The sequence below is a fragment of the Gloeocapsa sp. PCC 7428 genome (assembly GCF_000317555.1).
Taxonomy (GTDB): Bacteria; Cyanobacteriota; Cyanobacteriia; order Cyanobacteriales; family Chroococcidiopsidaceae; genus Chroogloeocystis.
The window spans coordinates 1,298,477-1,313,485 of the sequence record NC_019745.1; the positions used below are offsets into that span (position 1 = coordinate 1,298,477).

Genomic DNA, 15,009 nt, shown 5'->3' on the forward strand with positions numbered 1-15,009 from the left:
AGATTGTTGTGGCTAAGTTAGTTGTCTTGAAAGTAGGCGAAGGAAGCTTTGATGAGGGATTTCCTGTCACAATGCAAATAGGAGAAGAAGGCGATGCTCCGGCGATTCAAACTTTAGGTAAATTGCCACCTGCTCCTGAAATTCCTCAGTACTACAACTGCTGGCAATCAGCGTACCTCTGTTTGGGTTGGTCTACCCGCCTCGAAGCAAAACCTGTTCAAGTCACGAATGTCTCAGTCATTGAAGATTGCTGGCACGCCGTACAAGTTTTACGCAACCGTTTAAATAGCTGGATACACTCCGAATCTTTTCGGGCAATTCGGGAAAAATGGCTAGAGAAATTACTGCCATCAGACGAGATTCGCGCGATCTTACAAACCGAAGATTTAGTTTTGCAACGATTACCTTGGCACTTCTGCGATCTCTTCGAGCGCTACCCTAAAGCAGAACTTGCCCTCAGCGCCCCAGCTTACGAGCGCGTCAAACAAATCTCGCAAACCAAAGACAAAGTTGCCATCCTCGCAATTCTAGGCGATAGTACCGGAATTGATACGCAAGCAGATCGAGCTTTATTAGAACAGTTACCAGGAGCTACGGTGCAGTTTCTCGTAGAACCGCAGCGCCAAGAACTTAACAATCAACTCTGGAGCCGAGGTTGGGATATTCTCTTTTTCGCAGGACATAGCTCAAGTTTAATCAATGGAGACGGGCGAATTTGTATTAATCGTACCGATACTTTATCAATTAGCGATTTGCGATACGCGCTCAAAACTGCCGTAGCGCACGGATTAAAGCTAGCAATTTTTAATTCCTGTGATGGTTTAGGATTAGCACGCGAACTTGCTAACTTGTATATTCCGCAAGTGATTGTGATGCGCGAACCAGTCCCCGACAAAGTCGCGCAAGAGTTTTTAAAGAATTTTCTCTACGCCTTCGCGGGTGGTCAGCCGTTTTATCTATCAGTTCGCGAAGCGCGCGAGCGACTTCAAGGGTTAGAAGATGAGTATCCGTGTGCTAGCTGGTTGCCAGTCATTTATCAAAATCCCGCAGAAACTCCACCACGATGGGCAGCATTGTCGCGTCCAATTAGTGTTGACAAAAGTGAAAACAATCACAGCCGCCAGCGATCGCTTAAAAAAATTGGCTCGCAACATCTGCGGAGGATGCTGCTGACGAGTGTTTTGGTAACGTCTGTAACGTGGGGATTGCAACAGATCGGAGCATTTCAGCCACTCGAACTCAAGGTTTTTGACCAGCTGATGCGCCTGCGTCCTCAGGAAGCAACTGATCCGCGATTGCTAGTTGTTGCGATTACCGAAGAAGATTTCAAACTGCCCGAACAGAAAAATCGCACAGGGTCGCTATCAGATCTAGCGCTAGCGCAACTTTTAGAGAAATTAGAGCAGTATCAGCCACGCGCGATCGGCTTGGATATTTACCGCGAAGATCCGGTAAATCCTCAATTCAAAAATTTAGCGCAATATATGCAACAGAGCGATCGCTTTATTGCGGTGTGTAAAATTAGCGAACCTACCGCGAGTGAAGATCCAAGTGTTGCTCCACCGCCTGAAGTTCCCGAAGCGCGTCAAGGCTTTAGTGATGTTGTCGTCGATCCTGATGGTATTCTCCGGCGATATCTTGTTGCAGTTAATCCGCATCCGGCGTCAATATGCAGCGCACCATATGCCTTCAGCGCGCAACTGGCGTTTCGTTACTTAGCTGCTGAAGGTGTTTTCCCTCAATGGACACCTCAAGGGCATCTACAGCTAGGTAACGTTATTTTACCGCGTTTACAACCACATACCGGAGGTTATCAAACGATTGATACAGCTGGCTTTCAAATGCTACTCAATTATCGTTCTTACAGATTGCCAGAGAATATTGCGAATAAAGTTACTTTAACCGATGTTTTGCGGAATCGAATCAGACCTGATGATGTTAGAAATAGAATTGTTTTGATTGGTGTCACTGCCCCAAGCGTTGGTGATTATTTTGCGACACCTTATAGTACGAGTGGAGGAGCGTATCAGAAAATGGCAGGCGTGTTTGTCCATGCACAAATGGTCAGTCAAATGCTGAGTGCTGTCAAGAATCAGCGACCGTTGTTATGGGTGTTACCCCAGGGGAGTGAATTTTTATGGATTTGGGGATGGTCAATTGTTGGTAGTGTGCTGGCTTGGCGCTATCGTTCAGTGTTACATCTAGAGTTAGCACTAGCAATTACCCTTATCGTACTGTACGCGCTGTGCTTTGCACTTTTTGCGTATCAAAGCTGTTGGGTGCCGTTTGTACCATCGACCTTGGCATTAATTGCGACTAGCGCTAGTATTGTTGTTCAAAATGCCTCGCAAAAACAGGGACAAAGTACAAAACTCTACGCAGGGAGTAATTAATTATGATGGATGTGCGGTTTTGTCGATTTGCCCTGGTTGGGTGCGTTATTCTGAGCTTACTACCCACAAAAGTTAACTCTATTCCCCAAACAAATACCAAAGAAGTCGTAGCAACGGCAAGAGGACAACTCAATTTTGTTCCGCCTCCACCTCCAGCGGATATTGGCATTCCAGGCGATCGCACAGGTGCAGGAAGGCGCGGCTGTATCGTGAATAACTCTGCAACGCGTGATAAACAGCTAATCGCATTAGTGCCAATTACCAAAGCTGCGACAGGTGTTGATGTCGTGTGGGGGCTGACGAGTGCTGAGCATCCTACATTCTGGTTTTACGTTCCATATCGCGCTCAAGACATCCATTCAGCAAAGTTTGTTTTGCGCACAGCAGACAATCGACTGGCTTATCAAACAATCGTTCCACTGCCAAATATGCCTGGAGTGATTAGTTTAACTCTACCGAAAACAGTAGCTCCCTTAGAAATTGCCAAACAATATCACTGGTACTTCAACATCTACTGTGCCGACCGTAAGCCACCAACGGCGGTAGTTCATGGCGGAGTTCAAAGACGAGCAATCACTCCTGCCCTCGCCAGCCAACTAGCACAAGCAACCCCACAAAAGCTTGCAGAACTCTACTTTGCGAATGGGTTTTGGTATGACGCAGTAACTGTACTTGGTGAATTGTACTATCGCAATCCAGGAAACATCGCTTTAGCACAAAATTGGACGAATGTATTGCACTTTGTCGGCTTAGATGCGATCGCTTCTGAACCCATTGCCTCGTGTTGTCAACTTCTCCCTCAAAACTCATCACTCATCCCTCAAAACTCATCACCCTTAAATTAGAGCCAATTCCCCACAAGAACATAAGCAGACCAATACATCGGATGAGCGTAATTAGGATTTTTTAAGAGCGACAACTGTGCTTGACGTAAGGCATTAGCTTTATTAACTTGATTGCTTGCTAACTCTGCATAAAATTGGCTCATCAATAAAGCTGTAGATTGGTCATCTACCGACCACAACGATGCTAGCGTGCTACGCGCTCCGGCTCTCACGGCAATTCCTGCAATACCCAAAGCCGCACGTTTATCGCCAGCTGCGGTTTCGCAAGCACTCAAAACGAGCAGTTCAATTGCGCTAGATCGGTTTCGACTGCGAGTGCGCAACAAATCATTTAACTCATTGACATTAATCGGTTTATCCCATGCGAGGATAAAAGTCTGTTCGATGTTAGAACTAAATTGACCGTGAGTTGCCAGATGTACAACCGGAAACGACAGCGAGTTGACTTGATTTTGTAGTGCTTGACTAGTGAACTCTTGATTGAGCAATACTCGGCTAGAAACTTCAGATGTAATTTGCTCAATTTCGCGCTCGACATAATTTAGTCCTCCAAAGCCATAACGAGGTTGGCTGAGTCCCGCAGTTAATGCTTGTAATCTTTGCCGTTGTAGTGGTTGCGGATTAATTAGTTGTAATCCTGGTGCGAGGGCAATACTATATTGTTCTATAAGATACTGCTGACGTTGCGCGTCATACAGTGCTGCCATTGGAATGTTGCGCAGCGCACCATCTAAAACAAAAACTAAAGTTTGAATATTACTCGCATTGAGCGTGGTTAGTTGGGGTCGTATTAACCATTCATAGACTTTCTGAGATAGTGCTTGCACTTCGGTAAAAGTGTCCGGCTCAATGAGTTGTTGTTGGAGTTGCTCTAGCGTAGTTTCAAACTCGGCTTGTGAAACGATAATACTATGATGCCGCAGCGGTTGTTGTGGTAACTTAACAATGACTTCGAGGCGATCGCGCAAAATAATTGGATAAATCACCGCTGCGGTGCGATCTTGTTCGTCTACGACTTGATCGATCTGACGGTTAGCATCTAAACACGCTGCACGGAAAAAGTTATTCAGTTCTGCTAATTGCAGCGATTCGATCGTTTGACGCGCTTTTTGAAGATTTTGTTGACTAGGTTGCGCAGTGTCGTTTGATTGCAACAACAAACTCACAAGTTCGCGATAAACAGGTTCAACTTCTTCTTGAAAAGAAAACTGAACGTCAGGATTAATCGCTACTAAATCATACCGAAGCGTCTGAAGTGTTTGAACAGCTTCATCATAAGCTGCGATCGCAAGTTGTGTTTGTCCCTGCGCTTGCAACAAGCGTCCTAATTGCCATTGCCAACGATACGCAATATCCAGCGCGTTGATTCCTTGCGCTAATACGAGTGCTTGCTGCGTTAATTCTTGCGCATTTGTCCACTGCTGCGTTTGTTCGTACAATCCCCCTAAATTTCCCAAAGCATAGCTTGTCGCGCGTGGATCTTGGAGGTACTTTGCTTCTTGTACAGCACTAGCAAGGAGTTTACCAATTTCTAACCACGAAGGAACCCCTGTTTGTGCTTTCGACTGCGCTTGCTGCAAACGAATTAAGTTTTGTGCCAAGGTAATGCGAGCATAAACTTTTGTTTGACTTGTCGGTACACTAGCAAGTTGAGATTGAATTTGAGGTAATAGCGCTTGTGCTGCGCCGAGATCGCCTGTCTCAAGTAAAAGGCTGAGTTGATTGAGTTGTGCTTGGAGTTGCGTGCTTGCTGTTGGTGATACGCTTGCGGCTTGTTGATAGTAGGCTAGCGCGGCTTGTGGATTTTGCTGCGATCGCACTGTATTTCCTAAGCTTGCTAATGTTGCAGCGATTTCTTGTGGCGATCCTAGTTTTTGAGCTAATTGCAGGCTTTGCTGTAATACTTGCTGTGATTGACTGAGATTTCCCACAATACGCAACGCATTTCCTAAACTGCGCAATCCAGCGACTTTAATTACCGAATTTGGCTGTTGTTGTAAGGTTTGATTCGCTTGGTTGAGTGTCGTTACAGCACGGCGAAACAGCCCTAAAGCTTGCTGTGCTTGCGCTTGATTGATTAAGCTGCGTGTTATGCCAATCGTATCTGCTGCTTTAGTGTATGCAGCGGTTGCTTTTTGCCAAGTACTCAGTGCTTGTTCAGTTTTTCCTTGCGTAAATTGTAAGCTTCCTTGATTATTCAACGCTTGGGCGAGAATTTGTGCGTGTTGAGAATTTGTCCGAGACGTTGAATTTAATAGTTGTAGACTTGTCGCGATCGCCTGATTTGCTGGCGATAAATTTCCTAGTTGTTGATACGCTAAAGCAAGATTACTCAACGCCATCGCTTGATTTAAGCTGTCACCACTCGCTTGATAAGCTTTTGCGGCTTGTTGCCAAACGACTGCGGCTTGGGCATATTGTCCGGTTTTATATAGTTCTCTTCCTTGCTGAATCGATTCAGATAAAGATGCGCTCAATGAAACAACTGCTACAGCTGGCGAACCGTCTAGTACTCCCCCACACCAAATGAGAAAGCTAACACTCAGCGCTAAAACGGGCTGGCGACTATGGAAAAATACACGCCGTTCTCTTGCCATGTTCTTTTCTCCGATGCGATATCAACTAACGGAATTCCCCAGTCAAGGCGGGCGGTAAGGTTATTACCTACTTGCAAGCGTAAGCCAAGTCCGAGCGAAACTAACGTACTCGGATCAGGATTTGCATCTCCTCGATTCCAACTTGTACCCACGTCTACAAACGGAGTTAATTGTAAAAGTCCTTGCCATTCAGGAATGCGCGAGATGGGGACGCGCAACTCAACCGAAGCAAACGCGCCATTATCAGTTAATAACGTATCTTGACGATAACCGCGAACGCTGTCAAATCCACCTAAGCTAAATTGTTCTACCGGAACTAAAGCTTGATCGGCAAGTTGCACATCACCGCGAACTAAAAGTAAAGTATCAGGAGCTAAAAGACGTACCCACTGGGCTTGTCCCCGCCAGGAGAAAAAGCGGCTATCAGGTGCATCATCGTTGATTGTGGCATCAAACGCACCAATTCCTACACTAAACTGCGATCGCGCCGCAATGACTTGACGACTACCGCGCTGCGTCCATTCCTGAAAGAAGCGCAAGGCAGAAACGCGTGTACGTCCGCTGTCATCTGCCCCAGGAGAGAGTTGAGATAAAGGAAGATTAGCATTTTCCAGGATCGGAGATGCCAAATCGCTTTCGCGGCGTGACGCGGTTAATCCTAAAACAAATTCTTCGGAAGGACTTTGACTAATTGGCTGACGGAATGTGAGATCGTAGTAGCGCGAGTACGAGTCGATTTCTAAGAAATCAAATGGCGGCTCGATAATGCGACTATCTGCTGCACCAATATCTAGACTAATCGTGCCGTTGCGTGGGTTGATTGGTAGCGCGTAACTGACATCAAATGTATTGCTACCGTCAGTGTTGTTGTATCCAACGCTGAGAGTATCACCAAATCCGAGTAAATTTGCTTCATTAATTTGCCCGCCACGCCGAAAGCTTCCAACACTCGGCGATCGCCTGTTATCTCCAATCACTTGCAAATTTAACGTTCGTGCTTCTTGCACTTGCACGTCAAGGATATTCGTTCCAGGGCGCGAACCTGCGGATAATTCGGCAGATAAGGTTTGAATGCGCGGATCGAGTTGTAAAAGTTGCAGGGCTTCTAAGAGGCGTTGTTGATTTAACGGTGCATCGGTACGGATGGCAATGCGCGATCGCACATAATTCGGATTTAGCCTGCGCGTACCACTAATATTAATTGCCTCTAGTTCGCCTTCAATAACTTGAATTGTCACAACTCCTGCTTGAAGTGTCTGCGGCGGAATCAACGCGCCCGAAGTGATATAACCGCGATCAATGTAGAGTTGAGTAACCGCTGAACGTGCTTGCAAAAGTTCTGTAAACGAAATTGGTCGATTTGTAAACGATGCGAGTAGCTGCGCAAATTCTTCTGCACTAAATACTGTACTCCCGACAACATTAAAGCTTTTAACAATGATGGTATCGGGTATTCCAGGTAAAGGTGTGGGTGGTGTGGGGACTACTGACGGTGGTTGTAATAATTCTTCTGGTGGTGGTAAGGGTTCCGTCGGTGGTTGCGGTGGTGGTGTTGGGCTAGGTGGCGGAATGACATCCTGTGGCGGTGGTAGCGGAATCGCTTGGGCAAGAACGTTTTCTGCGGCTGATGTCGCAGCAATTTGAGTGTTGACAACTAGTAATAAAAGCCCACTCAGCGAAAATTGCAGGCGGCGAACGAGGTTATGGGGCATTGCAAGCAACAGGCGTAGACCAAGAAGTATAAGTTGTAGCAGTTGGGACTTGAGCCATCAGTACTACTTCGCCATTGGAGCCTACCATCCATCCCTGTGCTTCTACAAGCGATTTTGGCTGAGAATTGTTAAGGTTGGATACAGTATTTAATGGTGTAGCGGCTTGAGTTTGTACAGGAGTGCCTAAATCTGCTAGCACAGAATTTGCATTAATCGCTTCGCCTGGTGTTGGTGGTAATCCACCGCGCCCAGTAATGATAAATTCACTCGTGTTTGTGGCAATGTTTGTATCCGCAGTGCATCCTCGCGCGACTAAGTTGCTAACATCGACAGGTTGTTCGGGTAAAGAAACTAAACCGCGACTAGGTTCATCATCGACAACAATAATTTCGACAACACCATCTATTCCTTGTGCAGAACTCGCGGTAATCACACTATCGGGAGAAAGAAAGAATCCTTGCGTTGCAATGCGAATGTTGCCACCATTGCCTGTAAAGGCGTTAGCAGTAACAGCACTGTTTCTCGTCGCAAAAAATAGTTCACTACTGATATCAATATTCCCACCGTTACCACCAGCATTTGCTGTACCAGCGGTTGCTGTAATGCTGCTATTGTCGTTTAGAGCAACATTTCTGCCTCGGAGTGAGATTTGTCCGCCTGCGCCTTGAGTTGTTGCGGTAGAAATTGTGCCTTGATTGTCAAGTGATATCGAGGGCGCGGTAACGTTGATTTGTCCTGCATCAGCGATCGCATCTCCCCGCACTCGTGCCAAGAAACCACTCGCCGCACCATCATTATCGATGCGATCGGGTGTTTGTTGCAGTCTATCGTTGTAGGTGCGATCGCTACCAGAAATACTCACACTGTTTGTGGCATTAACTGTAATATTACCTGCCATACCCTGATTAAACGCACTCGTTAAAATTTGTCCGCCATTCGTAGCAGCAACATTCGTTGCGTTGACTGTAATATTTCCTCCAGGTGCAATACCGCGAGTCCGCGCGCTGATAACTGCACCATCAAGAATGCTTAAATTACCTGTGTTGACTTGAATATTCCCACCACGTCCAGTAGCATTTGTGTCAGTAAAGGCGAATAAACCACTAGAAGTCGTGCTGGGAATGTTTCTTATTATTGTTATTGCATTAGGATTAGTGCCACTAAGCGTAACAAATTCCGAAGCATTTATAAAAATACTTCCTGCATTACCAGCACCATTCGTACTCGTGCTAATACTTCCACCATTGCTAATATTTAAAGTTCTAGCATTAATTTGAGTATCTCCCGCGTCTCCTAATCCAATAGTATCGTTGTAAATAGCACTATCTGCTAAGGAAACTGTATTTGCGGTAATATTTATGTTTCCAGCACGCCCTGCTTCCTCAGTAGTACTAGAAAATAGAGTTGCGCCATTGCTTAAAGAAACTGCATTAGCTTGAATATTGACTGCACCGCCACGGCTCGCAGAAACAAGGGCGGCGGTTCCAATCAAGCTTCTATCTCCTAGTAAGGAAACATTATTAGCATTTATAGATACGTTTCCTGCCACGCTTCCTGGTGCAATCGCTCGAGCGTTTAGACTACCATTTTCTAACAGAAGAGAATCTGCATCAATTTGAATATCTCCTCCGTCTCCTTCACCAGATCCCAGCATTAATGTATTGATACTTGCATCATTTGCGATCGCTACATCATTCGCTTGAATTAATACATTACCCGCATTACCACTCGCACGTGGATTCACTGTGGAATTTATATTAGAAAACTCATTTAATAAAAGCGATCCTGCTTTTATCTGAATGTCACCAGCGTTACCTACTGCCTCTAATTGCACTTCATTAGTCAGTGTAGCTCTTGTAATTTCTATACCTTCTGTAGCATCTAGATTAATAGTTCCTAGTTGATTATTAGTTGCCTCAAAGTCTGGGCTAACACCAGCTATAATATTACTTTGAGCAATATTTATATTCCTAGCATTGATCGCAATGCTTCCGCTACCATCTCCAGCTACACTAGCAATTACACCGTTGCTAATTGATACATCACCTCTTGCTATATTTGCAGGAAAACTTAAACTTAAATTTTTGCCATTCACATTATTTAAGCCTACTATTCCTGCGCCTAATACTCCTCCTAACTCAATTCTGCCGCTAGGTGCAATTAAATGTTCTATATTGAAATCTCCAGCTATGTTAATATTTCCACCCAATAGTACTAAACTTTGAGCATCAGGAAGAAAGATTAATCCATCGTTAAGTTCTATGCTGGGTGGAGATTGGGCTGTTATTTGATTAAACAATAGCGCTGAAGGATTTACAGTTAGTAAGTCGGGGCTATTAGCAGGGTTAACATTAAAGCTTCCTTGATTACTAAACTGAATTGCATCAGCAGTAGTAGCAACAAAAGAACCGCTAACATTCACAAAAGCTGTCGAACCAAAAATAATTCCGTTTGGATTTATCAAAAATAAATTAGCATCTCCTGCAACGTCTAACGTCCCTAAAATATTAGAAGGATTACCACCAGTTACACGAGTAATAATGTTAGTTACACCTGGATCGCTAAAAGTAACTTGTTGATCTGAGTTAATATTGAATTGCGAAAAGCTATGAAAAAGATTTTCCCCCGTTTGTGTTCCTCCTATAATTTCACAAACTGCGGTACATAATTCAGATGTAGTTGGTGTTGTACCATCGGGAATAATTTGTGCTTGAACTGACTGGGAGAAAATACTGAAGACAAAACTTCCAGAAATCCAAAAAAGATTTATGCTCTGCTTCATAACTCAAGACCTATTATAGCTTTGTAAAGCATGTTGAATTTTCAAAAAACTAAATTTTAAATATAATACATAAAGCTTGCTTTAATGATTAAAGCATATTCGTAAAAAAAACGAGCCGTAAAACTATCTATTTATAGATGTATTACAACTCGTCTCTACTTTTTAAGATTGTTTAAGAGTTACATTACATTACAAGATAATGTGTATGTTGCATCGGAAATTGGAAAATGCAACGTTTTAGGACCTGCGGTAGCGTGGAGATTTTGATTATTGCTTAATATACTCCCTGTCCTAGTCTTGACTGATAGTGTAACTGTACTTGTAGCACTAAAGGATCGATTGACGCCTATGCTTATAGCTACACCTGCCGTCATCCCACTGGGACCCCATACGGGATTAGGTAGTACTTGAAAATCTAGGGTTACTGTTCCCAATGATTTATTACATACAAGTTGCTGAAATGTTACTGTAGCCATTACAAGTAGTTCCTTATAAATATTTATACTTATTTAGACAAGAAAACAGGGATTTCTCCCTGCATTGCCGTCATAATTAAACTCAATGCAACTACATTGTATTTCGGAAAAATTTGATATTTTTTTTGCTGAAAATGTATGCTATATAGCCTCAAACTAAGGCGCAGCAAAGGTAAAGAGACAATTATCTAACTTGTTTTGTTAGCATTTTTCTATATTTAAAATATGAAAGCTTTAACTTTATAAAGATTAAAAAAAGCCTGGAAGTAAAAAAATCTTCTGTGTATTCAGACTGCGACAGTAGACTTTGTTTGTGTAGCTGCGACTTTAACTGCTAAGCTAGCAACAAAATTAATTATCTCGATGGTTATTACTGTAGCGAATTCTCGCGCCTGCCCACTGTAGCTTTTCGCGTAATGTTTGATAGTACGAATAATTTTCGCGTAAAATAATAAACTTGGCGCGGTATTCTGCCATGCGGACATCGACTCGTTGACCAGGCCAAATCGAAGTTCCGAGGACGCTATCAGTCCATAACTTTGTATTTAACTCGTAATCTGCTAAAGGCCAAATACTAACAACGGAACCCGCAGGTAATACAATTGGACGACTCGAAAGACTCATCGGGCAAATCGGAGTTACCGTAATTGCTTGCATTCCATCGTGGACAATCGGACCATTCGCCGCTACGGTGTACGCGGTAGAACCTGTAGGTGTAGCGATAATAAGTCCATCACCTTGATATTGATCGACAACCTCGCCATCGATTTCCATTTCCAGGATCGAAGTAATCATCCGATCCGCCGATGCCGGTTTGACACAAATTTCATTCAGGGCAAAAAAGCGATCGCTGACAGGTTCAAGATTGTTACTATTTCCCTCAAATACTTGGGCTTGAAGCATCATCCGCCGCTGAATCGCATAAAAGTCCGAGGCTAACCTATCCCAGACTTGTTCCGAATCTTTAAAGACATCAAACGACTCAGTTAAAAATCCTAAATTTCCGCCGACATTCACCGCCAAAATCGGGATACGGTCTGCTGCTAAATTTCTCGCCGCCGATAGCGCTGTACCATCTCCACCTAGTACCAAAGCCATATCAATCGGCTGCGTTGACGACGCCAAAAATACCGGATAAGGATTATCTTGCGGTCCACTTGGTCCCATAAGGACGCGACAGTTGCGACTTTCCAACTGCCGCGCGCATTTTTCCGCCCAGCTTTTACTTAACGAATCTCCAGCTTTGTGAGCAATAATGACTTGATTAAGCTGCACGCACTTACCACTTCAAGAGGTTAAATTGCTCCATATCTACAGTATCGCGGTTGCGATAGATTGCGAGAATAATTGCTAATCCTACAGCAGCTTCGGCAGCAGCGACCGTAATCACGAATACTGTAAATACTTGACCTTTAATTTCTAGTGGGTCTAAATAGCTAGAAAATGCCATCAAATTAAGATTTACCGCATTGAGTAGCAATTCGATCGACATCAGCACGCGGACGGCGTTACGGCTAGTAATTAAGCCGTAGATGCCGATACAAAATAAAGCCGCAGCTAGCAAGAGAAAGTACTGAAGTTGCATATTTCTTGATCTATCCTCAAACAAATCATACACAAAAGCCTGCGATCGCAGGCTAAAATCAATTCGCCAGTTAAGTAACGCTACTCACTGCGACGATTATCGTCTAAATTACTTGTCTTATCGCTAGAAATGCCCACTAACTCGCGGGGACGTTCGGGTAAAGTCAATACAGGTTGCTGCTGCTTGTCAGGCGTCATAACTTGGTCAGGCAAAAATTCGCGCCGTGCTAAGATAATTGCCCCAACCATTGCCATGAGTAGTAGAACAGATGCTAGCTCAAAAGGCAACAAAAAGTCACTGAAGAAGTGCTGACCAATTAAAACAATCGTAGTATCGGTGGATACTGACTCGGTAGAATATGCCCAAGGCGTAACCAAAACCATCGTACTTAATAAAACAAACAACCCCGCACTAACGATCGCAGTTACAACCGGACGTAGCCAGGCATTTGGTAGAGGTTTAAAGTCTTCGCGCTTGTTCACCAACATAATGGCAAACAAAATCAGGACGTTGACTGCACCGACATAAATTAATACTTGGGCTGTTGCCACAAAGTCAGCATTTAGCAACAAATACATTCCCGAAATACTGACAAACACACCCGCCAACAAAAAGGCAGAATAAACAATATTAGAAAACAGTACAACACCGAGGGCTGAACCAATCATCATCACAGCCAAGATGCCGAACGAAACAAGTTGTACTCCTTCAGCTAAATTCACAGCTTTTTGTCCTTTGCTAGTTGCTAATTGCTAATTGCTAATGGCGCGTTCCATTAACAATTAATGCTCCTCACCCACTCTATTAAAAAAATACTACTTTTCCTGCTGTTCTAAAATTTCTTCAGGATGTAGTCCCGCGCCACGTGTGTTTGCAGGTAGATCGTGAGGTGAGACAACGCCTTTTGGTAGGTAAACAAGTTCGCGCAACGGTGTCACCATTGGGTCATCAGTCACTTTATAAGGCAAGCGTCCTAAGGCTACGTTGTCGTAGTTCAATTGATGGCGATCGTAGGTACACAAGTCGTATTCTTCGGTCATCGATAGACAGTTTGTCGGACAATACTCCACGCAGTTACCGCAGAAGATACACACACCAAAATCGATGCTGTAGTGCTTCAGTTTTTTCTTTTTACTTGCTTTATCAAATTCCCAGTCAACGACGGGTAAATTAATCGGACAAACCCGCACGCAAACTTCACAAGAAATACACTTATCAAATTCAAAGTGAATGCGACCTCGGAAGCGTTCGGAAGGAATTAGTTTTTCGTAAGGGTATTGCACCGTAACTGGTCTACGCCGCATATGGTCAAAAGTGACAGATAACCCTTGACCGATATAACGACCAGCTTGTACCGCGTCTTTCGCGTAATCACCAACTTGTTTGAGGAATTTTAACATGGTGTGTCTCTCTCTTTATGTAGCTGTTAGCAATCAGCTAATTGCTATCCACCAAAGGCAGCGGGAAAGGCAAGCTTCAAGGCTGCGGTTAACAGTAGATTTGCCAAGCTAACTGGTAATAAGAACTTCCAGCCTAAATCGAGCAACTGGTCAATGCGTACCCTAGGTACTGTCCAGCGTAATAAAATTGCTGTGAATACAAGGAAGTAGGCTTTGAGTACGGTCATTGTGATACCCAATGAAGCGTCTACGATCTCTAACCAAGGACTTGTTTCACTGACACCGAACCAACCAGCAAGTAAGTCTAGTGGAATGGGAGATTCCCAACCGCCTAGATATAAGACTGTAACGAGGAGCGCGGATAGCACCAAGTTGACGTAGGATGCAACATAGTACAGCGCGAACTTCATTCCTGCGTATTCGGTTTGATAACCTGCAACGAGTTCTTCTTCGGCTTCGGGTAAGTCAAAGGGCATTCTTTCGCACTCTGCTAATGCCGAAATCCAGAAGATAATAAATCCAATCGGCTGTCGCCAGACATTCCAGCCAAGAATGCCATAGCCTGATTGCTGTTCGACAATATCGATGCTACTGAGGCTATTCGACATCATGACGACTGCGAGGACTGCAAGCGCTAAGGGAATTTCATAACTAATCGATTGTGCAGCCGCCCTTAAGCCGCCGAGTAGCGAGTACTTGTTGTTTGACGCATAGCCTGACATCAATAATCCAATTGGTTGCACGCTGGACAACGCAATCCACAAAAATACGCCTGTAGCCACATTTGTCACTGCCAGATTTTCGCCAAACGGCACAATTAGGTACGACAAAAAGACTGGTAGGACGACGATAATTGGTCCTAAAGTAAATAGCCAAGGGTCAGACTTGGCAGGGATGATGTCTTCTTTAAAAACGAACTTGATTCCATCGGCAACCGGAGATAATAAGCCAAAAGGTCCCATAAATTCTGGACCAATACGCTGTTGGGCGGCGGCTGAAATCTTTCGTTCTTGCCAAATGGTTACTAGTACTCCTACAGTCGCGCCAATTAACATTAGTACCATCGGGACTGGCATCCAAACAGCTTTGGCTGCCCCTGCTGGTAGCCCTAAGTCGATCAGCGATTTGATGAAACTTCCTTGGAGGTCAATTCCTGTACTCATGTTTTCTGTGGTGAAGTTGTCGCATGATGGCGATCGCCATCGCCGCTGTAGATAAT

Annotated in this window: 10 protein-coding genes; 2 read left to right on the top strand and 8 right to left on the bottom strand. The window is 44.3% G+C overall.

Annotated elements, in window-relative coordinates:
• Positions 1-8: 8 nt before the first annotated feature.
• Positions 9-2,393 (top strand): CHASE2 domain-containing protein, encoded by a 2,385-nt coding sequence (locus GLO7428_RS05790; RefSeq protein ID WP_015187630.1) that lies wholly within the window; start codon positions 9-11, stop codon positions 2,391-2,393.
• A gap of 2 nt (positions 2,394-2,395) precedes the next feature.
• Positions 2,396-3,238 carry a DUF928 domain-containing protein gene (locus GLO7428_RS05795; RefSeq protein ID WP_015187631.1) on the top strand — a complete coding sequence of 281 codons (843 nt, stop codon included), beginning with the start codon at positions 2,396-2,398 and terminating at the stop codon, positions 3,236-3,238.
• Here GLO7428_RS05795 and GLO7428_RS05800 read toward each other — a convergent pair.
• The 8 genes from GLO7428_RS05800 to nuoH form a co-directional block, all read right to left on the bottom strand.
• Positions 3,235-5,835 carry a CHAT domain-containing protein gene (locus tag GLO7428_RS05800; RefSeq protein WP_015187632.1) on the bottom strand — a complete coding sequence of 867 codons (2,601 nt, stop codon included), beginning with the start codon at positions 5,833-5,835 and terminating at the stop codon, positions 3,235-3,237. The genes GLO7428_RS05795 and GLO7428_RS05800 overlap by 4 nt on opposite strands.
• Positions 5,787-7,547: a ShlB/FhaC/HecB family hemolysin secretion/activation protein gene (locus tag GLO7428_RS05805; RefSeq protein WP_015187633.1), complete on the bottom strand. Its 1,761-nt coding sequence runs from the start codon at positions 7,545-7,547 to the stop codon at positions 5,787-5,789. The genes GLO7428_RS05800 and GLO7428_RS05805 overlap by 49 nt, the downstream gene beginning before the upstream one ends.
• The gene (locus tag GLO7428_RS05810) at positions 7,537-10,329 is read right to left on the bottom strand and encodes an S-layer family protein (RefSeq protein ID WP_015187634.1); all 2,793 of its coding nucleotides are present in this window, start codon (positions 10,327-10,329) and stop codon (positions 7,537-7,539) included. Before GLO7428_RS05810 ends, GLO7428_RS05805 begins: the two co-directional genes overlap by 11 nt.
• An 827-nt stretch (positions 10,330-11,156) precedes the next feature.
• Positions 11,157-12,080 (bottom strand): NAD(+) kinase, encoded by a 924-nt coding sequence (locus GLO7428_RS05815; protein ID WP_015187636.1) that lies wholly within the window; start codon positions 12,078-12,080, stop codon positions 11,157-11,159.
• A 4-nt stretch (positions 12,081-12,084) separates the two neighbouring features.
• A complete protein-coding gene (nuoK, locus tag GLO7428_RS05820; protein WP_041918524.1) occupies positions 12,085-12,390 on the bottom strand; it encodes an NADH-quinone oxidoreductase subunit NuoK in 306 nt (101 codons plus the stop codon).
• Between the two features lie 80 nt (positions 12,391-12,470).
• Positions 12,471-13,112, bottom strand: coding sequence for an NADH-quinone oxidoreductase subunit J (locus tag GLO7428_RS05825; RefSeq protein WP_015187638.1), 642 nt, complete (start codon positions 13,110-13,112; stop codon positions 12,471-12,473).
• Positions 13,113-13,205: 93 nt separating this feature from the next.
• Positions 13,206-13,790, bottom strand: coding sequence for an NAD(P)H-quinone oxidoreductase subunit I (gene ndhI / locus GLO7428_RS05830; RefSeq protein ID WP_015187639.1), 585 nt, complete (start codon positions 13,788-13,790; stop codon positions 13,206-13,208).
• A gap of 44 nt (positions 13,791-13,834) precedes the next feature.
• Positions 13,835-14,953, bottom strand: a complete 1,119-nt coding sequence (gene nuoH, locus GLO7428_RS05835; protein ID WP_015187640.1) for an NADH-quinone oxidoreductase subunit NuoH — start codon at positions 14,951-14,953, stop codon at positions 13,835-13,837.
• Positions 14,954-15,009 lie beyond the last annotated feature (56 nt).

Bases quoted from the DNA above. Each gene is read 5' to 3' on its own strand.
- GLO7428_RS05795 (WP_015187631.1), top strand. From the start codon at position 2,396: ATGATGGATGTGCGGTTTTGTCGATTTGCCCTGGTTGGGTGCGTTATT.
- GLO7428_RS05800 (WP_015187632.1), bottom strand. From the start codon at position 5,835: ATGGCAAGAGAACGGCGTGTATTTTTCCATAGTCGCCAGCCCGTTTTA.
- GLO7428_RS05805 (WP_015187633.1), bottom strand. From the start codon at position 7,547: ATGCCCCATAACCTCGTTCGCCGCCTGCAATTTTCGCTGAGTGGGCTT.
- GLO7428_RS05810 (WP_015187634.1), bottom strand. From the start codon at position 10,329: ATGAAGCAGAGCATAAATCTTTTTTGGATTTCTGGAAGTTTTGTCTTC.
- nuoK (WP_041918524.1), bottom strand. From the start codon at position 12,390: ATGCAACTTCAGTACTTTCTCTTGCTAGCTGCGGCTTTATTTTGTATC.
- ndhI (WP_015187639.1), bottom strand. From the start codon at position 13,790: ATGTTAAAATTCCTCAAACAAGTTGGTGATTACGCGAAAGACGCGGTA.
- nuoH (WP_015187640.1), bottom strand. From the start codon at position 14,953: ATGAGTACAGGAATTGACCTCCAAGGAAGTTTCATCAAATCGCTGATC.